Raw genomic sequence first — 25806 nt, 5'->3', positions numbered from 1 at the left:
GCATCAGGTGCGTCGATTTCAGCCTCGGTTGCGCTGGCTTCTGCTATGACGCGCTCAGCAACCGCGTGATCATCCCTCGCCCGCACTTACTTCGGAAACAGGAACTGCACTTGCGTGCGCAGCGCCCAGGTGCCGCCGTGGCGCGGCGCTTCGGCGAGGCGGAACACCTGCAACTCGGCGTTGATCGGCGGTAACGGGTCGATGCGGGACAGCTTGCCAAAGCCGCCGCCGACCGGCACGGTCCATGTGTCGGCCGATCTGTCGGCTTCCCAGTTGGCGGTGATGATCGGCGCGCTCGTGAGGTACCAGCCATCGGACAGGTTGTAGTTGATGAACGGCTGGGCCAGAAACTGGTTGACCGTCGACTGGTTTCTGTCCGGGCCGGCAAACGACCAGATGTTGTTGACGAGCGTGCCGACGAGCCAGTGGCCCGGCGTCCACACGGCCACGGCCGAGGGACCGGCGCCCCACTTCTTGGTGCCGAGTTCGTTGCTCGACGCGGTCGGCAACAGAAACGTCGGACCGAATCCGACGAGAACATCCTTCGCCACCGAGGTCGAGAGGAACAGTGTCGGGTTGAGGTTCCCCGTCCCGGTGTCGGAACTATCGCCTCTGGCGAGCGACGGCTGGTGGACGATCGGCAGAATCCAACGCGTGATCAGGTTCCAGTCCTCGTTCAGCGTGAACGGCAGAACCGGCTGGATGTTGAAGATGTTCTGCGTGCGGTGCCGCGGCCCGTAATCGAAGGTCGTGTTGTTCTGGAACGGCACGCTGATCAGGTTGGCGATCGGGTTCTGCGCCTGCTTCGCCAGCGCCTCGGTGTCGTCGGCTCTTGGGGCATCCGCCTTCCCCTCATCGGCGCCGGCACCGGGTTCGGCGCCGGCGTCTGCGCGGCGGCGCCGGTCGAGAGGAACGACAGAGCAAGCAAAACCGCGCCCAGTGAACCTAGGCGTGTCATGCCCGTGTCTCCCATCACCTACGGTTTGCGCACTTCGCCGATCCGTGGCGGCTTCACCGGGGCCGCCACGCCATAGATGATCGTGAAGCCCGACCCACCGCCCCAGGTCGACGTGCGGTAGACCGGAGGGTCGCCGACCGCCGCTTCGGGGACATTCCAGTTGTTTGCCGCCCAGACATTGCCGGCCGGATCGATCGCCACGTCGGTGAGCATCTGGATACTGCCGCCCTCGAACATATGGATGACGTCGCCGGTTTTCGTGCCTGCGGGGTGACCCTTCGGGTCGGCGCCGGCCATCAGCACCACGGCCCTTGTACGAGGCGATAGATTGGCGACCCAGACGTCGTCATTGCCGTCGATGTTCAGGCCCCACGGGATATCGACGGCGCCGCCGCCAGTGAAGCCCGTCGGCACGGGTTGCGTGCCGTCGGGGCGGATCATGCTGACCAATCCGGTTGGGTGGGGATAATGCAGAGCGGCTCCAGCCAGGAGCCCGAACTGCTCCATGATGGATGCGCCGTCGGGAATGTGCGGTACCGGGAAGTCCAGCGAGAGAAGGCTCGCCACCCAGACGTTACTCTTCGAGTCGAGTGCAAGGCCGCGGACACTGATTCCGGCCCGGAAGGATTCCACCTTCGTGGGATCGTCGGCCGGGAACCGCACGACCGTGTCCGACTGGGAGTTGGCGACCCAGACTCGATTTTGCGCGTCGATGACGATGTCGAAGGGAGACTTCAGCCCCGCGACCTTGACGATCCGTCCGTCCTTCACTCGGCCGCCGGGGAAGTGCAGCAACTGGTTGTCCGAGCCATCGGCAATCCAGACGTCGCCGTTCGCCGCGACACCGACGCCCATCAGGCCGAGGAACTTCTCTTTGAAGGGGAAGTCGCTCTCCGAGCCGATCGGTTTGCCGTTGAGGTCCATCACCAGGATTTTGCCGTTGAAGCTGGTGATCCAGACCTTGTCGAGCGTAACCGCGGTACCCCAGCCGACTCCGTCTATGCCCATGCCGGTGAAGCCGGTGATCGGCGGGGAGAGCGGAATCCCGTTGGGGGTGAACTTGACCACGCCGCCACCGATGCTCTTGCGAACGCCGGATTGGGAGCCGGGCATCCAGTTCTGGCCGCTCCACAGGTTGCCGTCCGCATCGAACATGAACCGGCCATTGGCGTACACCCCGCCGCCCGCGAAACAGAGGCTGAGGGCGAAGTCGGGCGGGGTCCAGGCAAGGTATGGCACGAACGGCGCCTCTCGCCGGGCGCCATCCTTCGGCTGCGGGTAGGCTTCTTCGAACAGCGCGAAGAGATCCTGAGGGTGGGCCCACGGCTCGCGGGCAATGCCCGCCATCGCCTCGAGGGTGGTCTTGGGGGTCGCGCCGCCGGTTGGGGTTGCGGACTTGAGGAAGCGCGCGCGCCAATCGTCGTTCGCCACGGTGAAGAAAGCGGAGATCAGCGAGCCGAGTGTGTCCAGGTTCGCGAGCGTCGTGGTTTGGGTGCTGTTGAGCGGATCCAGGAGCACTTTGCCCCACCCGCCGGTCGCCGGGTCCACCAGGTTGGGCACGTTCCCGGCGGCAATCCGCAGTCCGAGCCCGTTCCCGGAGATCAATTCCCCGGTGATGAAGCGCGCGGCGGTAAACGCCGAGGCCACGGTGGTGAGTTCGTTGATGGTTACGGTCTTTGGCGCCGTCGTCCCCAGCACGGTCATCAGCGCGATCGCCGGATTGTTGCCGCCGGCCTTATTGGCCGATGGAATACCACCCTTGGCGATGACATAAAGGATCGAATCCTGGGTGGGCGCCCCGTCTTCGGTGAGCGTGAACCGGCCGTCAGTGCCGGTGCGCGCCTGTGCCAACTGTTTCGGCGCGCCCGGACTCGCCGCCCATAAGGTCACGGTGGACTCGGCGATCGGCGCGCCCGCGCCGAGGACCTGCCCTTGGAGCATCGACTGCGCAGACGCCGGAGGCGTTGGGGCCATGATGGCGGCACCGAGCGCTAGGAGACTGAGCCAGAGCTTTCGAGTGATAGGCATTGTTCGACGACCCCCGTCCCGAGAGAAATGGCCGATGATCTGGATTCTGTCCGGCGATGCGATCGCGCCGGCCGGACAGCGCGCGTCGGTCGGAATGGTCAAAGGCCCGATCTACCCGAACGTTGTCGCCCGAAAAGACTATGCTGATCAAGCTTCGCTTCAATCCACCGTGCAGCGTCCGCTTAACCTCCGACAACGCACACCACCCGAGTTCGCAATCGGCGCGCCCACGAGTCTCCTTATGGCGAAACACGGCCCTTCCGCAAGCTGAGACGCTCGCACGATAGGGGTTGGCAGCACGGCGAGGCGAGGCTAGAGTTCAAACTCCAACGGTAATATCCTTTCATAAGTGCCCAACAGGCGCGCCTGTTTGCTGATTACTCCCGCGAACACGACAGATTTATCAAGAAATGGCGTCATCGCGATGATTGATGTCGCCTTTTCCTGCGGTTAATCGCGGGGCAATTCGAACGGAGGGTCGGAATGAACAACCTCGCACATGACCGTCGCGGCTTCTTGAAGATGGCGGGAAGCACGCTGTTTGCCGCCGGCGCAGCCTCAAGCCTGGCGACGGTGGCGGTGCCGGCAGGCGCTGCCGAACCGGAAGCGGTGACCCAGACCCAGCAAACCCAGGCGGCGATCACGCCGCAGCAAGCGCTGCAAATGTTGAAGGATGGCAACGAGCGCTTCGTCGCCGGCAAAATGCTGCGCCGCGACCTGATGCAGCAGGTCAAGGCCACGGGCGGCGGTCAGTTTCCGTTTGCGGCGATCGTCGGCTGCATCGACTCCCGCGCCTCCAATGAACTGATCTTCGACCAGGGCATCGGCGATATTTTCAGCGCCCGGATCGCTGGCAACTTTGTCAACGACGATATCCTCGGCAGCATTGAGTTTGCATGCGCCGCCGCAGGCGCCAAGCTGGTCCTCGTCATTGGCCATACCGAGTGCGGCGCGATCATGGGCGCTTGCGACGATGTCGTTCTCGGCAACCTCACGCAAACGCTCGCCAACATCAAACCTGCGGTGGCGGCGGTCTCCGGCTTCGATGCCGACCGGACGTCCAGCAATCATGCGTTTGTCCAGGCGGTCGCCGACAAGAACGTGGTCTTGACGATGGAGCGCATCCGCCAGCGCAGCGCCATTCTGCGCGAGATGGCCGAGCAGGGAAAGATCGCCATCGCCGGAGCGATGTATGACGTTCACACCGGTAAAGTCGTCTTCATGTAACATTGGCCGTCTGCCCAGGGTGCCTGGATGCCTTCCGGGCCGTGGGTCAGAAAATGCCGCGCCGGCGCAGGAACCATAGCACCGTCAGGATCGCGCCCGCCATCAGCAGCATGGTCCAGAAGAAGCCGTACGGATCCTCGACCCAGGGCAGGCCGCCGACGTTCATGCCGAAGACGCCTGAGATCAGCGTGATCGGCAGGAATACGGCGGCAAGCACGGAGACGAAATAAAGGTTACGGTTGGTCGCCTCGTTCATCCGGCTGTCGATTTCCTCGCTGAGCAGCCGGGCGCGGTCGGCGGCGAGGTCGAGATCCTGGGCGGTGGAGGTCAGGCGGGCAATGGCGCGACGCAGATCCATCGTTGCCTCCTCGTCCCACCAGGTGGGCGGGTGCTCCAGCATCTCGCCCATCGCCTGACGGTTGCCAGCCCGCTGGCGACGCACGCGCGCCATCAGCTGGCGCTCCCGTCCTAGATTGCTGGCCCGGCGGAAGTGGCCGGAAAACACCAGTTCTTCGAAATCGTCGAGAGCCTCGATGCAGTCCTGCGTTGACTTCGCGAAGGTGGCTGCCTTGTGCTCGAGAAGGCGCAGGAAGAGGGCGGTGGTGTTACTGAGGGCCAACCCCTGCGCCAGATCGTTGCGCAGCTTGCCGATGGCGGTCAACTGGTGACGCCGCGTGGTCACCATGCAGTGGCGGTCCAGATAGACATTGAAGACGCCGAAGCTTTCGCGATCATCGGCGTACGCTTCGCCAAGGACGATGAAGATTCCGCTGCCGGCGGTCTCGAAGCGGATGCTGTGGTCGGCAACGAGCAGCGCCTCGCGCCCTTCTTCGGCGATCCAGGGACAGTTGGCGATCCAGTCGCGGGCACGCCCGTCATTGTAATTGAAGTGCAACCAGACCGGGTTGGCGGGCGAAGGCGCCAAGCGATCGATCGCCGCGGCGTCCAGGGGCGTGGCACTCGCATCGGGCTGCAGCGCGAACCCGCAAATCAGCCCGCGATTGTCGTTCAGTTCGACGCCCATCGCTGCTGCTCTGTCCCTTGTGCTGCCTCACAGGAAACCACGCGCGCGGTCTACCTGCTCTCGACAGGGAAATCCAGGTCCGGGTCAGCCAGAGCGCAGATAGCCGACGGCAGCATCGCGTTCGAACAGGTAGAGCAGGGTACGTAGCGCCCGCCCGCGCGGGCTCTCCAGGTCCGGGTCGCGGCCGAGGATCAGCTGCACATCGTCGCGGGCAATCGGTAGCAGGTCGGCGTGCGCTGCCAGATCGGCGACGCGGAAGGTGGGCAGGCCACTCTGGCGGACGCCGAGCAGCTCGCCGGCACCGCGCAGACGCAGGTCTTCCTCGGCGATGCGAAAGCCGTCGTCGGTCTCGCGCAGGATGGCGAGGCGGGCGTGGGCGGTGGCGGTGAGCGGCGGCGCGTAAAGCAGCAGGCACGACGATTGGCCTTCACCGCGGCCGACGCGGCCACGCAGCTGGTGCAGTTGGGCAAGTCCGAACCGCTCGGCGTGCTCAATGACCATCACCGTCGCTTCCGGCACATCGACGCCCACCTCGATGACCGTGGTGGCGACCAGCACCGCAATCCGGCCGGCGACGAAGGCGGCCATCGTCTTGTCCTTCTCAGCCGCACTCATCCGACCATGCAGCAGACCGACACGATCGCCGAAGCTCTCGTGCAGGGTGGCAAAACGTTCCTCTGCTGCCGCCACGTCGAGGGTCTCGGACACACTGACCAGAGGGCAGACCCAGTAGACGCGGTCACCCCTGGCCAACGAACGGCCGACAGCGGCGACCACCTCCTCTAGTCGGTCAAGGGGAATAGCGCGGGTGACGATTGGGGTGCGGCCGGGCGGCTTTTCTTCCAGCCGGGAGACATCGAGATCGCCGTAGGCCGCCAGCATCAGGGTGCGCGGGATCGGCGTGGCGGTCATCACCAGGACGTCGGCGGCGGCACCCTTGCCCGCCAGGCTCAGCCGCTGGTGGACACCGAAGCGGTGCTGCTCGTCGATCACCACCAGCGCCAGATCGGCAAAGGCAACGCTTTCCTGGAACAGCGCGTGGGTGCCGACGACGATGTTGATCGTCCCCTCGGCCAGAGCGGTCAGCAGCCGCTCGCGTGGTGCACCCTTCTCCCGGCCGGTGAGCACCGCGGCGGTGAGGCCGAGGCTCTTGGCAAAGCGGCCAAGGGTTTCACCGTGCTGGCGGGCGAGGAGTTCCGTCGGTGCCATCAGGACTGCCTGGGCACCGGTCTCCACCGCCGCCAGCATCGCCAGCAGTGCCACCACTGTCTTGCCACTGCCCACGTCACCCTGCAGCAGCCGCAGCATCCGCGTTGGCGCCTGCATGTCGGTGTCGATCTCCGCCGCCGCGGCGGTCTGGGCGGCGGTGAGCGGGAAGGGCAGGGAGGCAAGCAGGCGGCGGCGCAGCCGGCCGTCGCCGCGCAGCGCCCGCCCCGGCTGCCGCTTCAGATGACCGCGCATCACCGCCAGCGCCAGCTGGTTGGCCAGCAGTTCATCGTAGGCGAGGCGGCAGCGCGGCAGCGAGGTGGGTTCGAGCACCGTCGCGTCGGCCGGGGCATGCAGCAGTGCCAGCGCGTCTCGCCAGTGGGGCCAGCCGCGCTGGCGGACGAGCGCCGGATCAAGCCATTCGTCGAGCGCGGGGGCACGCTGCAGCGCCGCGCCGACGAGGCGACGCAGCACCTTGCCGCTGAGGCCGGTGGCAAGCGGATAGATCGTCTCGATCTGCGGGATCGAGTCCGCCTCGTCCGCGCCGACGATGTAGTCGGGGTGGGTGATCTGCGCCGTTTCGCCGTAACGATCGAGAACGCCGCTGACGAGGCGAACCTCGCCCGGAGGCAGCACCCGCTGCAGGTAGTCCGGCCGGGCGTGGAAGAAGACGAGGGCTGTGGTGTTGCCGCTGTCGTCCGAGCACCAGACGCGATAGGGATGCCGTGGCGATCGCGGTGCTTCGTGCTCGTCGATGCGAAGGGAGAGAATGACGGGGCCGGCGCCGGCGTCGGCCAGGCTAGCCAGGCGTCGTCGTTCGACGATGGTCACCGGCAGATGCCACAGGAGATCGAGCACGCGCGATCCGGCGAGACGGGTCAGCGTCGTCTCCAGTTGAGCTCCGACCCCTGGCAGGCTGCGCACAGGGGCAAAAAGGGGGTAGAGAACTTCCGGGCGCATCCGTGGTCGAAACGGCTGACAAGAGGGGTAAGGCGCCTCTATATCCTACGGCCGGCCTTGAGGAGAGAGAGAATGGTTGATACCGCCGAAACACGCCGCAAGCGCGTGGTGTTTCGCAGCCACCATACGGGGATGAAGGAAAACGATATCCTGTTCGGGGCGTTTGTCGACCGGCATCTGCCGTCCTTGTCCGACGCAGAGGTGGAGTGGTTGGAGCGGCTGTTGATGGACCACAACGACATCGACCTCAACGCCTGGATGACCGGCAAGACACCCTACCCGCCCGAGCTCGAACATCCGGTCATGCAGCGGCTGCTCAACTTCCAGTATATCCCGTAAGTCATTGACGACCCTCGCTGACCTTGTTGCCCAGGGCGGCCGCGCGCTCATCGCCGGTGCGCCTGCGGGGCATGATGCACGGATCATCGGCCAGCTCGCCCGGCTGTCGCCTGCCGGCGCCCTGCTGATCGCCCGCGACGACGTGCGCCTGGTGCGCCTGGCCGAAGGTCTCGATTTCTTCGCGCCGGACGTGGAGCGGATCGAACTGCCCGCCTGGGACTGCCTGCCCTACGATCGGGCCTCTCCGCATCCGGAGATCGTCAGCCGCCGGGTGGATGCGCTGGCGAGCTTGGCGGCGAAGGCGAAGCCCGACCGGCCGCGGATCGTCCTGACGACGGTCGCCGCCGTGCTTCAGCGGGTGCCACCGCGCGACATCTGGGCCTTGTCCAGCTTCGTCGTCAGCCGCGGGGATCCGATCAACCTCGAAGACCTCATCACCTTCCTGCAGGCGAACGGCTACGTGCGGGTGGAGACGGTGAGCGAGGCGGGAGAGTGCGCCGTCCGCGGCGGCATCGTCGATGTCTTCCCCAGCGGCCGGACCGAGCCGGTGCGGATCGACCTATTCGGCGATGAGGTGGAGAGCCTGCGCACCTTCGATCTGACCAGCCAGCGGACGACGGGGAAGGTGGAGGCAGTGGACCTGCGGCCGGTGAGCGAGGTGCGGCTCGATCCGGCCAGCATTCGTCGCTTCCGCGCCGGCTATCGGCTGCTGGCGGGCACCGCCGTCGCCGACGATCCGCTGTATACTGCCGTTTCCGCCGGGCATCGCCACAGCGGCATGGAGCATTGGCTGCCGCTGTTTCATGAACGGCTGGAGACGGTGTTCGATTATCTGCCGGCAGCGTCGGTGGTGGTCGATCATCAAGTGGAGGACGCAGTCGCTACCCGGCTGGAAGCGGTTGCCGACTATTATCAGGCACGACGGACGATCGATGCCGGCCGGTTCGCTGCCGGCGCCGCACCCTACTACCCGGTGTCGCCCGAAAGCCTGTTTCTCGATCGCGACGGCCTTGATGCGGCGCTGGCGCAACGGATGGTCACCGTGCTGTCGCCCTTCGCCATGCCGGAGGCCGAGCGGCGGGTGTGGGACGCCGGCGGCCGCTCCGGCCTCGATTTCGCTGAAGCTCGCAAGCGCCCGGACAGCAATGTCTTCGAAGCGGTCATCCAGCGTATCCGCGAGCATCAGCAGGCTGGCCGGCGGGTCCTGGTCGCCGCCGTCAGCCGCGGCTCGCGTGAACGCCTGCTCGCGCTGCTGACCGAACACGGTCTGCGCGGCACCTGCAGCGTTGCCGGTTGGGCTGAGGCGGAAAAGCTGGCGGTGAAGCAGGTGGCCTTCGCCATGCTGCCGCTGGAGCGCGGCTTCGTCGCCACCGATCTGACGGTGATTACCGAGGAGGATATTCTCGGCGACCGGCTGGTGCGGCGTGGCGCCCGGCGGGCGAAACCGGAGCATTTCCTCACCGAGGCGACCTCACTCTCTCAGGGTGATCTGGTGGTGCACGTGGACCACGGCATCGGTCGCTACGAAGGTCTGGAGACGCTGGCGGTGGGCGGTGCACCGCACGACTGCCTCAGGCTCATCTACGCCGGCAACGACAAGCTCTACCTGCCGGTGGAGAACATCGAGATGATCAGCCGCTACGGCTCCGACGGCGACGGTGTCGCCCTCGACAAGCTGGGTGGCGGCGCCTGGCAGGCGCGCAAGGCGCGGATGAAGCAGCGCATCCGCCTGATCGCCGATGAACTGATCCGCGTTGCCGCTGCCCGGGCACTGAAGGAGGCGCCCGCGGCGGCACCGCTGTCGGGACCCTTCGACGAGTTCTGCGCCCGCTTTCCCTTCACCGAGACCGACGACCAGTTGAAGACGATCGAAGACGTGGTCGCCGATCTCGGCAGCGGCCGGCCGACCGACCGCCTCGTGTGCGGCGACGTGGGCTTTGGCAAGACCGAGGTGGCATTGCGGGCGGCCTTCGTGGTGGCCCTGGAAGGCCGCCAGGTGGCGGTGGTCGTCCCGACGACGCTGCTTTGTCGCCAGCATCACCGCACCTTCAGCGAGCGCTTCCGTGGCTTTCCGGTGCGCATCGCTGAGCTGTCGCGGTTTGTTTCCACCGCCGCCGCCAAGGCGGTGAAAAAGGAGCTGGCGGAGGGGACGGTGGATATCGTCGTCGGCACGCACGCGCTGCTGGCCAAGGATGTGCGCTTTCGCGATCTGGGCCTGCTGATCATCGACGAGGAGCAACACTTCGGCGTCGCCCACAAGGAGCAGCTCAAAAAGCTCAAGGCCGACGTCCACGTCCTCACCCTCACCGCGACGCCGATCCCGCGCACCTTGCAGATGGCGCTGTCCGGGGTGCGCGAGCTCAGCCTGATCACCACGCCGCCGGTGGACCGTCTCGCCGTGCGCACCTTCGTCAGCGAGTTCGATCCGGTGGTGATCCGCGAAGCGATCCTGCGCGAGCACCTGCTGCGCGGCGGTCAGACCTTTTACGTCTGCCCACGGATCGAGGACCTGGACGAGTTGACGACGATGCTGACGGCGCTGGTCCCGGAGGTGACGGTGGTGCGCGCCCACGGCCGGATGTCGGTGAAGGACCTGGAGGCCGCCGTCGGCGCCTTCTACGAGGGCGGCTACAACGTGCTGTTGTCCACCAACATCATCGAGTCCGGCCTCGACCTGCCGACGGTCAACACCATCGTCATCCATCGTGCCGACATGTTCGGCTTGGCGCAGCTCTATCAGCTGCGCGGCCGGGTGGGGCGGGGCAAGCTGCGTGCCTACGCCTACCTGACGCTGCCGCCGCGCAAGAAGCTGACGCCGGCGGCGGAGAAGCGGCTGTCGGTGATGCAGGCGCTGGATGCGCTGGGCGCCGGTTTCACCCTCGCCAGCCATGACCTCGACATCCGCGGCGCCGGCAACCTGTTGGGCGACGAGCAGTCGGGGCACATCCGCGAGGTGGGCATCGAGCTCTACCAGCAGATGCTGGAGGAGGCGGTGGCGACGGCGCGCGGCGATACCGAGGCGGGGAGCGAGGAGTGGAGTCCGCAGATCGCGCTCGGGCTAAGCGTGCTGATCCCCGAACCATACGTCCCCGACCTGGGGCTCAGGCTCGGCCTCTACCGCCGACTAGCCGACGTGGGCAGCCGCGCGGAGCTTGAGGGCTTTGCCGCGGAGCTGATCGACCGCTTCGGCCCGCTGCCGGACGAGGTGAACAACCTGCTGCAGGTGGTGGCGATCAAGCGCTACTGCCGCGAGGCAGGGATCGAGAAGATCGACGCCGGACCGAAGGGGGCGGTGATCGCCTTCCGCAACAACCTGTTCGCCGATCCTGCGGGACTGGTCCGGTTCATCAGCCGCCAAGCCAACACCTGCAAACTTCGCCCCGACCAGAAACTGGTCTTCCGCCGCGACTGGGAGACGTCGAAGGACCGGCTGGTCGGCGTCCGCGCCCTGGTCGGCGAACTGGCAAAGATCGCGAAGGGGAAGGGGGCGGTGAAGGGGTAGGGGGAGGGAAGTTCAGGAATCCCCTCATTTTGAGTTTTGATACGGATCAATGGGTTGCTACGGATGAGCTTTGCGGCGGCGGTCGGTTATGCAGGGTGAGAGGAAGGTTTCGAGGGTTGGGGTGGGGAAGTGAACGGGGTAGCGCGTCCTGAGTTTCGTTTGACCGACGTTCGTCGGTTTCTTGATGGGGTTTTCGCGGGGCATGTTCACGCCAAACGGATCGCGTCGCTGGCCAACGGCACGCTGGGGGTGATGACCGGTGCGTCGCTGGCGGTTTCGATGATCGGCCATGCGTTGGCGCAGGCGCGGGGATTGCTGACCAAGCATGCGGTCAAACAGGTCGACAGGCTGCTGAGCAACGCCGGCGTCTCCGTCTGGGAGATGTTCGGGCAATGGGTTCCGGAGGCGGTTGGCGGCCGCAAGGAAATCGTCGTCGCCATGGACTGGACCGATTTCGACGCCGACGGGCAGGCGACGCTGGCGCTCAATCTGGTGACCGGGCACGGCCGGGCGACGCCGCTGTTGTGGCTGACGATGCTGAAGGCGGAACTGGCGGGCCAGCGCAACGCCATCGAGGATGCGTGTCTCGGCCGCCTTGCCGGGGTGTTGCCGGCGGGGACGACGGCGACGATCCTCGCCGACCGCGGCTTCGGCGACCGCAAACTGTTCGATTATCTGACGAAATTGGGCTTCGCCTATGTCATCCGGTTCCGCGGCGACATCCGCGTCGACGCCGCCGACGGAGAAAGCCGGGCGGCGGCCGAGTGGGTCGGCAAGGGCGGCCGGGCGCGCCATCTGCGCGGCGCCTCGGTCACTGCCGCCGCGCAACCGGTCGGCGCCGTCGTCTGTGTCCACGCCAAGGCGATGAAGGAGCCCTGGTGTTTGGCGACGAGCAAGGCAGACGCATCGGCCCGCGAAATCGTCAACCTCTACGCCAGACGCTGGACCATCGAGCCCAGCTTCCGCGACACCAAGGATCTGCGCTTCGGCATGGGGCTCGGCGCCGTGCGCATCGGCGATCCGCAGCGCCGCGACCGCCTGCTCCTGCTCAACGCCTTCGCCGTGCTGTTCCTCACCCTGCTCGGCGAGGCCGGCGAAGCGCTCGGCATGGACCGCCACCTCAAGGTCAACACCGCCAAACGCCGAACCCATTCCCTGTTCCGCCAGGGCTGCATGCTCTACGACCTCATCCCGGCCATGCCCGAACCCCGCCTCCGGCCGTTGATCGAAAGGTTCCTCGAAATGCTAAAAAACAAACCAATCACCGCCCAACTGACGAACATAGCTTAAATGAGGGGATTGATGAGGGAGGGAAGGGGTAGGTCAATGCGATTACCATTTCGATTATCTTTTCGTCATCCGAAGAGTGACATTATGTAGTCCCAAACATGATGTACTACGTATAACGCGACGAAAATTATTAGAGAGATGAATCCGTAAATCACCTTTTCAATCAACCAATGTAGCGCTTTCTCAACAGCTGTAACGGCGGCACTATCTGCAATTTCGCCGACAACCTTTGTAATCGTTTCATGTGCGACGCCTTCGACTACAGTATTGCCAACCTGCGCTGCGTTTTCGGTCAAGGCCTGGATCGATTGGTTCGCAACTTCGCTCGCAATCGCTCGTCCGCCCTTATCAATAGCATGCTCAACGACGTTGGATGCGCCGTGCTCAGCTAGGCTGCGGGTGGCCTCCCCGCCGACCGCACCGCTTGGTCCGCAATGTGCCCAGATAGTCCAAAACCCGATAAATCAGAGTATTGTAAGCTATCTCCGCTTAGTTGGTTGACAAACGGTGAGGAAGGCGGGGTAACGTGCATTGGCCCTGCTGAATGCGGAACTCGCGGCGCGTGTCCAACCCGAGGAGCCTGTGAGCTAGGCGCGGGCCGAAAAGACGGAGATGGCTTCCGCAAAAATATTTCGCCCTCAGCAGAAGTAGTTCTAGGCGGCTCGGGGGTAACATCAGAGAGAGGTGAGGGAGAAGCTTGATCCGTTGATGGAGAACTTTGTGGTTCTCCACGTACAGAAGGGTGGGGCTCGACCGTATTACCCGCAGGGGCCTGCGTCCGCGATGATCCATTACTTCCTTCTATCGCCGAGTCAATTACTTTATTAATCCCCTCAAGCAAGGCATAAAGCAGTCCGATACGTATGTATATCTCCTTTTGATTTCTAGCGTACCCCTTATCTAGACAATGCATAAGCTGCTGGCATATATCTTTTTCCCTCTGCGTAAGCTTCGGGTTTGAAACTAACAACGAACAAATTTCTCTCGTAGCCTGCTCAGGAGAAATACCATTGGTAGTGAGTTTTCTGATAAGCGCTTCTCCTTGCTTTGCCAATTTGTCGTCATTTATGGATATATGTTGCAGAATTTTTCTCATTCCCTGCTTGTAGGGAAATAAGTCAATGATATGTAACTTTCTTATATCAGGATGGCTTATTTCAACTTCTTCGACGCGCACCGGGATAATAAATACGTTACCAAACGGAAAACGCTCAAGTTTCTTTAAGGCAGCTTTGGTTTCTGCTTGATAATGACCAATCTTGTAGACTGATGTGCGGGACACGACAAGTATGAAATAACGGCTATCGTCTATAACGCGCTGAATTTCTGCGCTCCAGTCACTACCAGGCTTAAGGCATTCGCTATCTATCCACGCATCGATTTTATTTCCCCGTAAATCGCGATAGATGCGCATTGCAATCTTTGCATCTTCTTTGACGTAAGAGATGAAAACAGTTCCGTTAATTGACATAGCCCCCCTCAACTACTGTTTGCTAATAAGGAAGCCCGCATTCTCGAAGCTGGGTCCGTTAGGCCCTGATAGGGCACAGGAGCAGCCTTTGTCCCCACACGTCTGAGCGCTCAGGAATATTTTAAGTGGCGCCGGAGCACAAGTGAAGCTAGCGTAGGGCGCACGGCTATCGCATTTGGCAGGGGATGGAGCGTGCGAAGGCGTCGGACCATCCGCAACGTCGCCTCGACCATGGCGACGGCGGCGAGCCCCGGCATCGCCGTTTCATCGGGATATCGGCGGTCCGACGCGAGCCAGGCGACGTCATGGCTCACCGCATGCCGGCGAGCCTCGATCCGGCCGTGGTCGGCGTCGGTGGTCTCGCAGCGATGCACGCCGTCCGGTGGCGGGTCGGCGAAGAATGCCTCGACATCTGCCAGGTCGCCCGGCAGTTAGCCTTCAGCAAGCCGTAGCCTGTGTGTGGACGGCCCCCTGGGTGCAAGGGGTGAGGGGGAGAAAATCTGATCTGGTGCGATGGCAGTCGTGTGTCCGGCCTGTTTTGCGCGGCACGATGTCCGCTGGCCCAGATGGGTTCCGCGATCCACGCCCAAACGGATTAGCGGCCTTGATGGCCACCGGGCTACCCGGGTTCTGTGGATCGTCGGCTCGACCGATCAGCATCTCTCCGTCCTCAGCCCTGCACCCTTGGCATCAAAGAGTGGTCAGGCGGTGGCCGGCTGGCGATACGCCTCGCCGCGCGTCATCATCGCCCAGACGATGCGCGCCATCTTGTTGGCCAGCGCGACCGCCGCGAGCTTGCGCGGCCGCCTTGCCAGCAAAGCGATGAGCCAAGCCGAGGCTCTTCCCGGCTTGGCCTGCCTGATCACCGCGGTTGCTCCCAGCACCAGCAGCTGGCGCAACCGCTCATCGCCGGCGCGGCTGATCCCGCCCAGCCGCGTCTTGCCGCCGGTGGAATGCTCGCGCGGAGTCAGCCCCAGCCAGGAGGCGAAATGCCGCCCCGACTTGAACTGGCTGAAGTCGACCCGCAGCACCAGGCTCAGCGCGCCGATCGGCCCGATCCCCGGCACCTCCGCCAGCATCTGGCTGGTTGGCGTCTGTTTGTGTTGCGCCACCAGCCGGGCGTCGACCTCGGCCAGCCGCGCATCCAGCCGACCGATCTCGGCGCCCAGCAACGCCAATGCGTCCTTCGCCGGCGTCGGCAGATCCGCGTCCTCGGCGACGTCGGCCAGCAGCTTTGCCACGCCTTGGCGGCCAAGGCGGCCGACATGACCGAACTCGGCCGCGTGTCCGCGCAGCGCGTTGACCAGCTGCGTGCGTTGGCGCACCAGGAGCTCGCGCACCGACAGCAGCATCGCGTTGGCCTGCTGCCTCGCCGACTTGACCGCGACCTCGCACATCTCCGGCCGGGCCGCGGCTTCGCTGATCGCCTCGGCATCGTTGCGATCGTTCTTGCCGCGCTTGACGAAGGGTTTGACGTATTGCGGCGGGATCAACCGCACCGTGTGGCCGAGCCCAGCCAGCACACGGCCCCAGTGATGCGAGCCGCCGCAGGCCTCCAGCACCACCTCCATCGGCGGTCGGCGCGCGAAGAATGGCACCATGTCCTGGCGGCGCAGATTTCGTCGCAGCACCGCCCGCCCGTCGGCATCCGTGCCATGCAGGGTGAAGACGGACTTGGACGTGTCGATCGCAATGCGGGTAATCTCGGTCATGGACGGCTCCTGTTCACTTTGACAGCGAACCTTGGCACCAGATGCCGCGGGGCCGTCCACCCCAACGGATGAAATCCAGGGTGCCCGCGCCTGCCCCGATCGACACCTGCGCCGGCACCGCATCTCACTGTGGCCGAGCCGCCCAGCACTGGGTTCACGGCCGCTCGCGGAGAGCGCAATAGCCTCTTTGCGTATTCCACCCCATGTGTCAGCCGCCCAACGTTTCAGAGGCCTGTCTCCAATCGGCGGCCTCGGTAACGCGGCAAACTCCGCCATGCGGCGGAATACGCAAAGGCTTTTCGGCCCTACACGCTGGAATGGTGCCCCAAGGTGGGCTACATCGTAGCTCAAAGGAGATCGGCACCATGAGTGAAAATGCTGTCGTGCGCGCTCGCATCGACGCGCAGATCAAGGAAGAAGCTGCCGCCGTCCTCAAGGCAATGGGTCTTACCGTCTCCGATGCGTTTCGGCTGATGCTGACGCGGATCGCCCGGGAGAAGGCTTTGCCTTTCGACCTGCAGGCGCCGAACGCCGAGACGATCGCGGCGATGCGGGAAGCGCGCAGCGGCGGTTTGCCGCGCTTCAAGGATGTGGACGCGCTGCTCAAGGACCTGAATGCGGGAGATTGAACGCACCACGCAGTTTAAGCCCGTGTAGGGCGAAATAGCCCCTGGCGTATTCCGTCGCATGCTGGCGCGGGGACTAAGTCAACGGGCATTGAGCCTTGATCCATTCGGCGGATTACGCAACCTACTACTACAGTTGCATTTTATCCTCTAATATGGTTCCGTTGCCTGCGGCTGTGGGAGGGCGACGGATGGGTGTGGCGGAATGGGCGGGCACGCTTGTTGATTGGAAGGCGGAGCTCGAGGGGTTGAGGCGGGTGATCGCGCCGGCGCTGGGGCGGGCGGAGACGCGCCGTTCGGCCGGGATGTTCATCGACGGGCTGTTCTCGGCGGCATCGCGCAAGACCGGCTGGATGCTGGCCGAACAGGCGGGCCTCGAGGCACCCTATCGCCTCCAGTCACTGCTCGGACGCAGTTCATGGTCGGCAGACCAGCTTCGCGATCTGGTGCGCGGGTACGTGACGAACGCGCTGGGTGATCCGGGCGGCGTGCTCGTTGTCGATGAGACCGGTTTCCTGAAGAAGGGCCGGCACTCGGTGGGTGTCGGCCGTCAGTACTCGGGCACCGCCGGCCGGATCGAGAACTGCCAGGTCGGCGTTTTCGTCGCCTACGCCAGCCGCTGGGGCCACGCGCTCATCGACCGGCAGCTGTACCTGCCGAAAGACTGGGCGGACGATGCGACGCGCCGCCGGACGGCCGCCGTGCCGGACGACGTCGAATTCAAGACCAAGCCGGCGATGGCGCGGGAGATGATCGAGCGGACGCTCGACGCCGGCCCGCCTTGCGCCTGGGTTCTCGCCGATGCGCTCTACGGCTCGGACAGTCAACTCCGGCNNACCTGCTCGAGGGCCGCCGCCCAGCCTTATGTCCTTGCCGTACGCTCCAACCACACCCTTCGCTTCCTCGAGGACGGGACCCTCGTCCAGACCGACCCTGCCACCATGCTGGACACGCTGGCGGACGATGCGTGGTCGTCGCTGACCGCCGGCGAGGGGGCGAAGGGTCCAAGGCTCTACGACTGGGCAAGGCTGCCGCTCGGATGGTCGACGGATGACGGTTTCGAGCGCTGGCTGCTCATCCGCCGCAGCCGGCGTGATGCGCAAGCACTCGCCTATTACCTTGCCTATGCCCGGCAAGGCACGTCCCTGCCCGAGCTTGCCGCTGCCGCAGGCCTCCGCTGGACGATCGAGGAGTGCTTCCTGCGGGCGAAGGACGACCTCGGCCTCGATCACTGCGAGGCGCGCTCCTGGCACGGATGGCATCGCCACATGAGCCTGGTCCTCGCTGCCGCCGCCTTCCTCGCCAAATTGTCGGCCGACCAGCGCCGGATCGCCTTCGATAAACGGGACAAAACGAGTCCGGCCGCCGCGGCCGCATGACCGTCCCGCTCGCCACGCCGGAAATCCGCCACATGCTCGAAAGGATCCTGTTCCGGGCGAAAACCCATCCCGCCTTCGTCTGGGCCTGCTCACGATGGCGCCGCAGCCACCAAACGACAGCCGCCAGCAGTCACCGCAAGAAACGACTAGAAACGCAACTGTAGTACTAAGCCGCCTTATGCGGGCTTCCGTCTCGACGGATGGCGTTTAGAGGCCTCCCTGGATCCGTCGCCGAGGCGCATCAGGGGGTGGTCGAGAAAGTGATCTGCCGGCCGCTGACCAGGGCATTGCCACTGCCGGCCGCGCCGATCGCCTTTCTTGCATTCAGCAGAAGCGCGTATTGCGCGTTCGCGGCGAGGACGCCCTCGGGGATCGTGTACGATCGCGCCGACCCTGGCAGTTCGACATTGAGTTCGGTGATCCGCCCGTTGTTGCGGACGAGCTGCAGGACGAACGCATTGGGTGACGTGGCGACAGTCCAGGTGACCGTTGGCGTCCGGTCGGCGATCAGCGCTCCATTGGCCGGAGCGGTGATCGCCGGCAGGCTCGGAAACGCGCGGGTCAGGTTGACCGCGATGGCCGGTGTCGTCCCGGGGCTGCAGTAAACCTGGTACAGCCCGGAGGGAAATTGCGCGTCCAGCTGCGCCAGGGTCAAAGGCGGCGAGACCAGCTCGATATAGTTCATCCGCAGCGAGTTGGAGCTGTCGGTCACCTTGTTCGGCGCGCTTAACCTGATCCCGGTTGCGGTCGCAGCGTCCGTCAGCGCCAGGGAAAAGTTGTATCGAACCAGCCCGGACGTGGCGATTTTGCGCAACTCCAAAGTGCCGTTGCACGCGGACGCGTCCTGTCCGGCGCCGATAGCGACGGCCGCCGCAAGAACACCGGCGGACCAGCGAACTGTCCGTTGTCGCAGTCGCATTCCTTGTGTCTCCCCCTTTATGCCGGCAAATGGCTTGCCCTCGTCAAATTACTCGTTGCGGACCATCAACACAACCCGTGGTCAAGAACGAGGGGAGGCAAGGCAACCGCTATCAGCCGTGCGCTGCTGCCCTGCCGTCTGATCCGTTGCCCACATGCGGACGATGCTGGAGCGGACATTGCCGCTGTCGGGCTCTGAGTGGGCGAGATTGGCTGGCGTTTGACGGTTCGTTGGGTTCGATGGGCGTGCGGGGCTTGGCGATTATGGCGTGGTACCGAACAGCAGGCGTAGCCTGTGTGTGGACGGCCCCCTGGGTGCAAGGGGTGAGGGGGAGAAAATCTGATCTGGTGCGATGGCAGTCGTGTGTCCGGCCTGTTTTGCGCGGCACGATGTCCGCTGGCCCAGATGGGTTCCGCGATCCACGCCCAAACGGATTAGCGGCCTTGATGGCCACCGGGCTACCCGGGTTCTGTGGATCGTCGGCTCGACCGATCAGCATCTCTCCGTCCTCAGCCCTGCACCTGCGGCATCAACGAGTGGTCAAGCGGTTGCCGGCTGGCGATACGCCTCTCCACTCGTCATCATCGCCCAGACGATGCGGGCCATCTTGTTGGCCAGCGCGACCGCCGCGAGCTTGCGCGGCCGCCTCGCCAGCAAAGCGATGAGCCACGCCGAGGCCTTTCCCGGCTTGGCCTGTCGGATCACCGCGGTTGCTCCCAGCACCAGCAACTGGCGCAGCCGCTCGTCGCCGGCGCGGCTGATCCCGCCCAGCCGCGTCTTGCCGCCGGTGGAATGCTCGCGCGGAGTCAGCCCCAGCCAGGAGGCGAAATGCCGCCCCGACTTGAACTGGCTGAAATCGACCCGCAGCACCAGGCTCAACGCGCCGATCGGCCCGATCCCCGGCACCTCCGCCAGCATCTTGCTGGTTGGCGTCTGTTTGTGTTGCGCCACCAGCCGGGCGTCGACTTCGGCCAGCCGCGCATCCAGCCGACCGATCTCGGCGCCCAGCAACGCCAATGCGTCCCTCGCCGGCGTCGGCAGCTCCGCGTCCTCGGCGACGTCGGCCAGCAGCTTTGCCACGCCTTGGCGGCCAAGGCGGCCGACGTGACCGAACTCGGCCGCGTGTCCGCGCAGCGCGTTGACCAGCTGCGTGCGTTGGCGCACCAGCAACTCGCGCACCGACAGCAGCATCGCGTTGGCCTGCTGGTCCGCCGACTTGACCGCGACCTCGCGCATCTCCGGCCGGGCCGCGGCTTCGCTGATCGCCTCGGCATCGTTGCGATCGTTCTTGCCGCGCTTGACGAAGGGTTTGACGTATTGCGGCGGGATCAACCGCACCGTGTGGCCGAGCCCAGCCAGCACACGGCCCCAGTGATGCGAGCCGCCGCAGGCCTCCAGCACCACCTCCATCGGCGGGCGGCGCGCGAAGAATGGTACCATGTCCTGGCGGCGCAGATTGCGGCGCAGCACCGCCCGCCCGTCGGCATCCGTGCCATGTAGGGTGAAGACGGACTTGGACGTGTCGATCGCAATGCGGGTAAGCTCGGTCATGGACGGCTCCTGTTCACTTCGACAGCGAACCTTGGCACCAGATGCCGCGGGGCCGTCCACCCCAACGGATGAAATCCAGGGCGCCCGTGCCGCCCCGATCGAAGCATCCGTTAGCCGCAGGCAGATGTGCGGGGCGGCCGGTGTCCCGGATTGCATCCGGGACACCGCTCTTGATGCGAACACATTTTGGCTTGCTCGCCTGGGATCGCACAGCGAACTCGGCCTATGATTGACGGCAAACAGCACCTTCATCACGGGCGTGCCGCCCTGCTGTGTCGTGGCAGCGGGTCGGATTGGAAATGGCGGCGATCAAGCGCTTCTGCCGCGAGGCGGTGATCGAGAAGATCGACGCCGGACTGCGGGAGGTCGTCATACGACGCATCAGGACGAGTTGAACGGACCAGCGATGCATGTGCTCGAAACTGCCTGTTCGTTCCTGGCCGGGCTGGCAGTTGGATACGTGATTGCCAGTCTGACCGAATCTGTCTTGCACCAGCGAATTGGCCATGCGCCAAGACAAACTGTCGAGCGCTGGAAGCAAGGTTCGCTTCCTTTGCGGTATTTGGCTCGGATTCACTACTCGCACCATGTCGTACACCACCTGCGCACGTTCAGGCAGGATCATGTTACTCAGTTCCGCAGCATCCAGGAGCGCGAACAGGTTAGTAGCGAGCTGGCGATGCTTGGAGCGGAGGGCGAACAGATTGTTCGCTCCGGTTATGGGTTGCGTTTGGACGGTCTGGGCGGATTGGCTTTCGTCGTCCCGCTGCTGCCGGCTCTGCCATGGATCACGTCGCAGACGGGGGCTTCGGCGATACTGGGAGCCGGCATAGCGCTGGCACTGCCGCCGATCTTCAGTCACTTCATCCACCCGTATCTGCACATGCCGCATGCGCAAGCGCTGCAGCAGGCACCGAAGCTGACCGGCTGGTTGCTTCGACGCTGGTACTTTCGGGTGATGGCTCGACACCACTACGTGCATCATCGCTGTCCACGAACCAACTTCAACCTGCTGCTGGGTGGCGACTGGCTTCGTGGATGTCACCGTACGGTCGACGGGGCGCAGCGTTCGGCGATGCGGCAACTCGGTTTACGGGTGGATTAATCAGTAGTGCCGCGCAACCGGCGCCGGTCGGAATATCACGCCGTCGCCGGGATGGAGCGTAGAGGAATCCGGGTTTGTTCGCCGTGAAAGGGGCTCGCATTTCCGCTCGCCCGGCGTGCAAGATGTTGGCTCATGCCTTGCGGTGCGGTGATGACGGCTGAGCACAAACGCTATCGCGACAATCTGCGCGACGAGTTGAACGGCGCGGCGCTGTATCGGGCGCTGGCCGATGCCGAGCCGGATGCCCGGCGCAGGGATCTGTTCCAGCAACTGGCGCAGGCGGAGAGCGAGCACGCGCAGTTCTGGCGCGCCAAGCTGGCGGCGGCGGGCGTCGCGACGCCGCGCGCCTTCGCGCCTGATCTGCGCACCCGGCTGCTTGGCAGGCTGGCGCGCTGGTTCGGCGTGCCCTTCGTCCTGCCGACCATCGCCGCGGCGGAGTATGCCGACCGCGACAAGTACGCAGGACAGGCCGACGCCCACGAACTCTCGGCCGAGGAGCGTGGCCATGCGGCGATCGTCCGCGCCGTGGCGGCGCAGCCGGGCGGCAAGGTCGGCTTCAGCGGCCGTGACATCGCCCGCGCCGAACCCTGGCACCGCGGCGGCTCCGGCAACACCCTGCGCGCGGCGGTGCTTGGCGCCAACGACGGGCTGGTCTCCAACTTCTGTCTGATCATGGGCATTGCCGGCGCCGGCACCCCCGGCAACACCATCCTCCTGACCGGCCTCGCCGGGCTGTTGGCCGGCGCCTGCTCCATGGCGCTCGGCGAATGGCTGTCGGTCACCAACGCGCGCGAGCTTGCCCGGACCCAGATCGGCAAGGAAGCGGAAGAGCTGGAACAGACGCCGAAAGCGGAGCAGCGCGAACTGGCGCTGATCTACCAGGCGAAGGGTTTGCCGAAAGAGGAGGCGCAACGCGTCGCCGGTGAGCTGATGCAGGACAAGCAGAGCGCGCTCGACACCCTGTCGCGGGAGGAACTGGGGATCGACCCCGACGACCTGGGCGGCAATGCCTGGACTGCCGCCGCCACGTCGTTCGCGCTGTTTTCGCTGGGGGCGATCTTTCCGGTCGCCCCCTTCCTCTGGCTCACCGCTCAGGCCGCCGTCGTCAGCAGTATCGGCCTGAGCGCGCTGGCATTGGCCATCATCGGTCTGTTGACGTCGCTGTTCAACGGCCGCAACCCGGCATTTTCGGCGGCGCGGCAGGTGGTCTTCGGCTGCTTCGCTGCAGCGATCACCTACGGCACCGGGCGGCTCCTCGGGCTATCGATCTCCTGATGCGCGGGCGCACCGGCTCGCTGAGCAGATCGGCAAGCGTAGTCGGAATGAAATTCGGGATACACGCGCCGCCGTCCCCGGGGAGGGCGTCGCGCACCGCCGCCGATGCTGTCACGGAAAATGCGCATGGCTCCATGCAAGACGAGCACGTGTACGCCGCCACCTTATTCAATATGCATTATATAGGCGGGACGTAGGCGCAGATGGGTGCCGGGTCGGTCGGCCAGATTTGGATTAAGGGGAGTTTTCATGCCGCACCAAACAATGACAATCACGCGGTTCCTGGTTTCTGAACAGCGACAGCTTGGCAAGACCGGGCATTTCACCGCGCTGGTCAGTGACATCGTCACCGCCTGCAAGATGATCTCGCACGAGGTCAACCGCGGTGCGCTTGCCGGTAATTACGGCCTTGCCGGTAGCGAGAACATTCAGGGCGAAGACCAGAAGAAGCTGGACGTCATCGCCAACGATTTGTTCATGCACATGAATACCTTCGGTGGCAACTACGTCGGCATGGCTTCGGAAGAGGTCGACGACGTGCACGTGATCTCCGAAGGGGCAAACAACGACTATCTGTTGCTGTTCGATCCGCTGGACGGTTCGTCGAATATCGACGTCAACATCGCCGTCGGCACCATCTTCGCGGTGCTGCGCTGCCCCGGGGGCGTCGACAACCCCACCGAGGCCGACTTCATGCAGCCGGGCATCCGCCAGGTCGCCGCTGGCTACGCGATCTACGGTGCGTCAACCATGCTGGTGATGACGACCGGGCGCGGCGTCAACGGCTTCACCCTCGACCGCGACGTGGGCGAATTCATCCTGACCCACCCGAACATGCGCATTCCGGAGGAAACCTCGGAGTTCGCGGTCAACGCTTCGCGTGCAGCGCATTGGGAACCGCCGGTGCGGCGCTATTACGAGGAGTGCCTGGCGGGTAAGGACGGTCCGCGCGGCAAGAATTTCAACATGCGCTGGGTCGGCTCGATGGTTGCTGACGTGCATCGGATGCTGTGCCGTGGCGGCGTGTTTCTCTATCCCGTGGACGCCGAGAACATCAAGAAGGGCGGCAAGCTCCGTCTGATGTACGAGGCGAACCCCATGTCGTTCCTCGTCGAGCAGGCGGGTGGACGTGCGNCCAGCACCGGCCGTGGCCGGGTGATGGAGCTGCAGCCGAAGGAACTGCATCAGCGCTGCAGTGTGATGTTGGGCTCCGCCAACGAGGTTCGGCGACTGGAAGACTACCACCGCGAGCACGACGCCGCGATGCGGATGGCGGCCGAGTAGCACGGTATTATCAGCGACGTCCGTGGGGGCACTTCTCCCCCGCGAGCGCGCATCTGCTGAGTGCCACCTTGGCGGCTTTGCCGAGCTGCCGCTAGCCTGCCGAGCCGGCCGTCCTTGGCACGGCCGTCCGCCTACGGCGCATTCTGCACCTCTCTGAGGCGCCAACGCCGATCGGGCCGACGCTCAACGCGCCAGCATCGCAGCCACCACCTCGCCGATGGCGAGTGACGAGGTCAGGCCCGGAGACTCGATACCGAACAGGTTGACGAGCCCGGGGATGCCGTGCGTGTCCGCTCCCTGGATGAGGAAGTCCTTCGGTTGTTCGCCGGGTGCCTGCAGTTTCGGGCGTACGCCGGCGTAGCCCGGCAGCAGTGAGCCGTCCGGCAAGGCCGGCCAGAATTTGCGGATGGCGGCGTAGAAGCGGCTGGCACGGCTGCCATCCACGTCGTAATCGATCGCTGCCACCCATTCGGCATCGGGACCGAAGCGGCCCTGGCCGGCGAGATCGCGGGTGTAGTGCAGGCCGACGCTGGCCTCGTCGGGCACCGGATAGACCAGGCGCTGGAACGGCGGGCGGCCGAAATAGGAGAAATAGCAGCCCTTGGAGAAATAGAGCGGCGGGATCAGCGGCGGCGGCATCCCGGCCAGTGCCCCTGCCACCTGCTGCGCGCCGAGACCGGCGGCATTGACGAGCATTCGGCAGGCGAGTGTCATCGGCTCGGCACCGCCCACCTCTAATTCGAAGCCACGATCGGTGATCCGGCCGCCGGTGACCGGGGCGTGGAAGGCGAAGATCGCGCCCGCCGCTTCGGCGTCGCCCTGCAAATGCAGCATGTAGGTATGGGGATCAAAGATCCCTGTGGAGGGCGAGAGCAATGCGCCGACGCATTGCACTTCGGGTTCCAGCCGCATCGTTGCGGCGGCAGTGAGGAAACGCAGGTCGGTTACGTCGTTGGCGCGGGCGCGGGCATCAATGGCGTGCAGGACGGCGATCTCCTCCTCGCTCGTCGCCACCACCAGCTTCTCACACCGCAGGTGGTCGACGCCGCGTTCCTGCAGGTAGGCGTAGAGGAGGTCGCGGCCGCGNGCGCGGCACAGCCGCGCCTTCAAACTCCCCGTCGGATAATAAAGGGCAGCGTGGATGACTTCGGAATTGCGCGAACTGGTCACCCGGCCGATACCGTCTTCGGCTTCGAGGACGACAACCTCCCTGCCGGCCTGCGCCAGGGCGCGGGCAATCGCCAGCCCGACGGCACCCGCGCCAATCACCACGCATTCACAGGACTCGCTCATGCGGCGAAATGACGGCGAGCGGGGATCGAAGTCAAGGTCACACTACAGGCGATGCGGCTATCCGGAGGCCTCTTCGCCTGACTGATCAGGCGCGACGCAAGACGATCCCCAAACGAGGCAGTCCTCTGCGAGTGCAGATTGTAGTGGTTCGCACTTGCAGGTACACTTATCGGCTATCATAAAATTGAGCCGTGATCATAAAGGGAAGGCGAGGTTGATGGCGAAAATGCATCTCGGGCTACTGGTCGCGCTATGGTTAGCCTTGGGTTCGGTGGCGGCCTCGGCGCAAACGGGTCCGACAGCGGCAGACGTGGGTCAGACGGCGGCAGCAGTGTCCAGCGCCGAGCCTGATCCTGAAGGCGTGATCATGCCCAAAGGGCTTGTTGTGCCGAAGCCGTCATTGGAATCGGAAGACGTCGCGGCGCAAGCCGTTGCCGCGCCAACCTTTGCGGCGCCGCTGGTCTACGTCTGCGACAGCACCGGCCGTCTGGCGACGATTAACCTGAACACCAAGGTGGTGAAGGTCATCGGCAAGTTGGGCATCGTGCTCACCGATATGGCTTCTCGCCGTCAGGCGTCCTTTACGGCATCAGTTTCAGTCAGCTTTACCGGGTCAATCCGCTCACGGCGAAAGTAACGAAGGTCGGCACCGGTCTC

General features: G+C 64.7%; 22 protein-coding genes. 12 read left to right on the top strand and 10 right to left on the bottom strand.

Annotation, left to right across the window (positions count from 1 at the left end; translation table 11 throughout):
- Positions 1–86: 86 nt before the first annotated feature.
- Both HQ394_RS04275 and HQ394_RS04270 read right to left on the bottom strand, forming a co-directional pair.
- Positions 87–770: a hypothetical protein gene (locus HQ394_RS04275; RefSeq protein ID WP_223291840.1), complete on the bottom strand. Its 684-nt coding sequence runs from the start codon at positions 768–770 to the stop codon at positions 87–89.
- Positions 771–976: 206 nt separating this feature from the next.
- Complete coding sequence (locus HQ394_RS04270) at positions 977–2899, bottom strand: NHL repeat-containing protein (protein ID WP_190262169.1); 1923 nt, start codon at positions 2897–2899, stop codon at positions 977–979.
- A gap of 570 nt (positions 2900–3469) precedes the next feature.
- On the opposite strand from HQ394_RS04270, the gene HQ394_RS04265 reads away from it, so the two are divergent.
- Entirely contained in the window at positions 3470–4213 is a 744-nt protein-coding gene (locus HQ394_RS04265) for a carbonic anhydrase family protein (RefSeq protein WP_190262168.1), read from the top strand.
- Between the two features lie 46 nt (positions 4214–4259).
- On the opposite strand, the gene HQ394_RS04260 is transcribed toward HQ394_RS04265, so the two are convergent.
- A complete protein-coding gene (locus tag HQ394_RS04260; protein WP_190262167.1) occupies positions 4260–5237 on the bottom strand; it encodes a CorA family divalent cation transporter in 978 nt (325 codons plus the stop codon).
- A gap of 84 nt (positions 5238–5321) precedes the next feature.
- Positions 5322–7403, bottom strand: a complete 2082-nt coding sequence (gene recG / locus HQ394_RS04255) for an ATP-dependent DNA helicase RecG (protein ID WP_190262166.1) — start codon at positions 7401–7403, stop codon at positions 5322–5324.
- A 72-nt stretch (positions 7404–7475) separates the two neighbouring features.
- Between recG and HQ394_RS04250 the strand changes: the two genes are divergently transcribed.
- The 3 genes from HQ394_RS04250 (at position 7476) to HQ394_RS04240 (ending at position 12534) form a co-directional block, all read left to right on the top strand.
- Positions 7476–7742 carry an FAD assembly factor SdhE gene (locus HQ394_RS04250; protein WP_190262165.1) on the top strand — a complete coding sequence of 89 codons (267 nt, stop codon included), beginning with the start codon at positions 7476–7478 and terminating at the stop codon, positions 7740–7742.
- Between the two features lie 4 nt (positions 7743–7746).
- Positions 7747–11244 carry a transcription-repair coupling factor gene (gene mfd, locus HQ394_RS04245; RefSeq protein WP_190262164.1) on the top strand — a complete coding sequence of 1166 codons (3498 nt, stop codon included), beginning with the start codon at positions 7747–7749 and terminating at the stop codon, positions 11242–11244.
- 159 nt (positions 11245–11403) lie between these two features.
- Positions 11404–12534 carry an IS4 family transposase gene (locus HQ394_RS04240; protein ID WP_190260604.1) on the top strand — a complete coding sequence of 377 codons (1131 nt, stop codon included), beginning with the start codon at positions 11404–11406 and terminating at the stop codon, positions 12532–12534.
- Positions 12535–12599: 65 nt separating this feature from the next.
- On the opposite strand, the gene HQ394_RS04235 is transcribed toward HQ394_RS04240, so the two are convergent.
- Together HQ394_RS04235 and HQ394_RS04230 are read right to left on the bottom strand one after the other, a co-directional pair.
- Entirely contained in the window at positions 12600–12830 is a 231-nt protein-coding gene (locus HQ394_RS04235) for a hypothetical protein (protein ID WP_190262163.1), read from the bottom strand.
- Between the two features lie 92 nt (positions 12831–12922).
- The gene (locus HQ394_RS04230; protein ID WP_190262162.1) at positions 12923–14005 is read right to left on the bottom strand and encodes a toll/interleukin-1 receptor domain-containing protein; all 1083 of its coding nucleotides are present in this window, start codon (positions 14003–14005) and stop codon (positions 12923–12925) included.
- A gap of 185 nt (positions 14006–14190) precedes the next feature.
- Here HQ394_RS04230 and HQ394_RS04225 point away from each other — a divergent pair, with 185 nt between their 5' ends.
- Positions 14191–14457, top strand: coding sequence for a hypothetical protein (locus tag HQ394_RS04225; protein ID WP_190262161.1), 267 nt, complete (start codon positions 14191–14193; stop codon positions 14455–14457).
- Positions 14458–14706: 249 nt separating this feature from the next.
- Here the strand turns inward: HQ394_RS04225 and HQ394_RS04220 are convergent, their stop codons facing one another.
- On the bottom strand, positions 14707–15717 hold the full coding sequence (locus HQ394_RS04220; RefSeq protein WP_190262160.1) for an IS110 family RNA-guided transposase: 1011 nt from the start codon (positions 15715–15717) through the stop codon (positions 14707–14709).
- Positions 15718–16082: 365 nt separating this feature from the next.
- Between HQ394_RS04220 and HQ394_RS04215 the strand changes: the two genes are divergently transcribed.
- The 3 genes from HQ394_RS04215 (at position 16083) to HQ394_RS04205 (ending at position 17886) form a co-directional block, all read left to right on the top strand.
- Entirely contained in the window at positions 16083–16346 is a 264-nt protein-coding gene (locus tag HQ394_RS04215; protein WP_190262159.1) for a type II toxin-antitoxin system RelB/DinJ family antitoxin, read from the top strand.
- A 188-nt stretch (positions 16347–16534) separates the two neighbouring features.
- Positions 16535–17722, top strand: coding sequence for an IS701 family transposase (locus HQ394_RS04210; protein WP_190262158.1), 1188 nt, complete (start codon positions 16535–16537; stop codon positions 17720–17722).
- Entirely contained in the window at positions 17719–17886 is a 168-nt protein-coding gene (locus HQ394_RS04205; protein ID WP_190260090.1) for a hypothetical protein, read from the top strand. Before HQ394_RS04210 ends, HQ394_RS04205 begins: the two co-directional genes overlap by 4 nt.
- A 77-nt stretch (positions 17887–17963) precedes the next feature.
- Here the strand turns inward: HQ394_RS04205 and HQ394_RS04200 are convergent, their stop codons facing one another.
- Together HQ394_RS04200 and HQ394_RS04195 are read right to left on the bottom strand one after the other, a co-directional pair.
- Positions 17964–18641 (bottom strand): hypothetical protein, encoded by a 678-nt coding sequence (locus tag HQ394_RS04200; protein WP_190262157.1) that lies wholly within the window; start codon positions 18639–18641, stop codon positions 17964–17966.
- Positions 18642–19181: 540 nt separating this feature from the next.
- The gene (locus HQ394_RS04195) at positions 19182–20192 is read right to left on the bottom strand and encodes an IS110 family RNA-guided transposase (RefSeq protein WP_190262156.1); all 1011 of its coding nucleotides are present in this window, start codon (positions 20190–20192) and stop codon (positions 19182–19184) included.
- A 406-nt stretch (positions 20193–20598) separates the two neighbouring features.
- On the opposite strand from HQ394_RS04195, the gene HQ394_RS04190 reads away from it, so the two are divergent.
- The 3 genes from HQ394_RS04190 (at position 20599) to HQ394_RS04180 (ending at position 23856) form a co-directional block, all read left to right on the top strand.
- Positions 20599–21297, top strand: coding sequence for a hypothetical protein (locus HQ394_RS04190; RefSeq protein WP_190262155.1), 699 nt, complete (start codon positions 20599–20601; stop codon positions 21295–21297).
- Between the two features lie 195 nt (positions 21298–21492).
- Entirely contained in the window at positions 21493–22572 is a 1080-nt protein-coding gene (locus HQ394_RS04185; RefSeq protein ID WP_223291839.1) for a VIT1/CCC1 transporter family protein, read from the top strand.
- 249 nt (positions 22573–22821) lie between these two features.
- Complete coding sequence (locus tag HQ394_RS04180) at positions 22822–23856, top strand: class 1 fructose-bisphosphatase (protein WP_190262153.1); 1035 nt, start codon at positions 22822–22824, stop codon at positions 23854–23856.
- A gap of 183 nt (positions 23857–24039) precedes the next feature.
- On the opposite strand, the gene HQ394_RS04175 is transcribed toward HQ394_RS04180, so the two are convergent.
- Positions 24040–25149 (bottom strand): NAD(P)/FAD-dependent oxidoreductase, encoded by a 1110-nt coding sequence (locus tag HQ394_RS04175; protein ID WP_190262152.1) that lies wholly within the window; start codon positions 25147–25149, stop codon positions 24040–24042.
- Between the two features lie 214 nt (positions 25150–25363).
- Between HQ394_RS04175 and HQ394_RS04170 the strand changes: the two genes are divergently transcribed.
- Positions 25364–25786 carry a hypothetical protein gene (locus HQ394_RS04170; RefSeq protein ID WP_223291838.1) on the top strand — a complete coding sequence of 141 codons (423 nt, stop codon included), beginning with the start codon at positions 25364–25366 and terminating at the stop codon, positions 25784–25786.
- Positions 25787–25806: the final 20 nt, after the last annotated feature.

The sequence above is a fragment of the Defluviicoccus vanus genome, from assembly GCF_014672695.1.
GTDB lineage: Bacteria > Pseudomonadota > Alphaproteobacteria > Rhodospirillales > Defluviicoccaceae > Defluviicoccus > Defluviicoccus vanus.
Note: the sequence above shows the minus strand (reverse complement) of the source record. Positions and strands in the feature narration are given on the sequence as shown.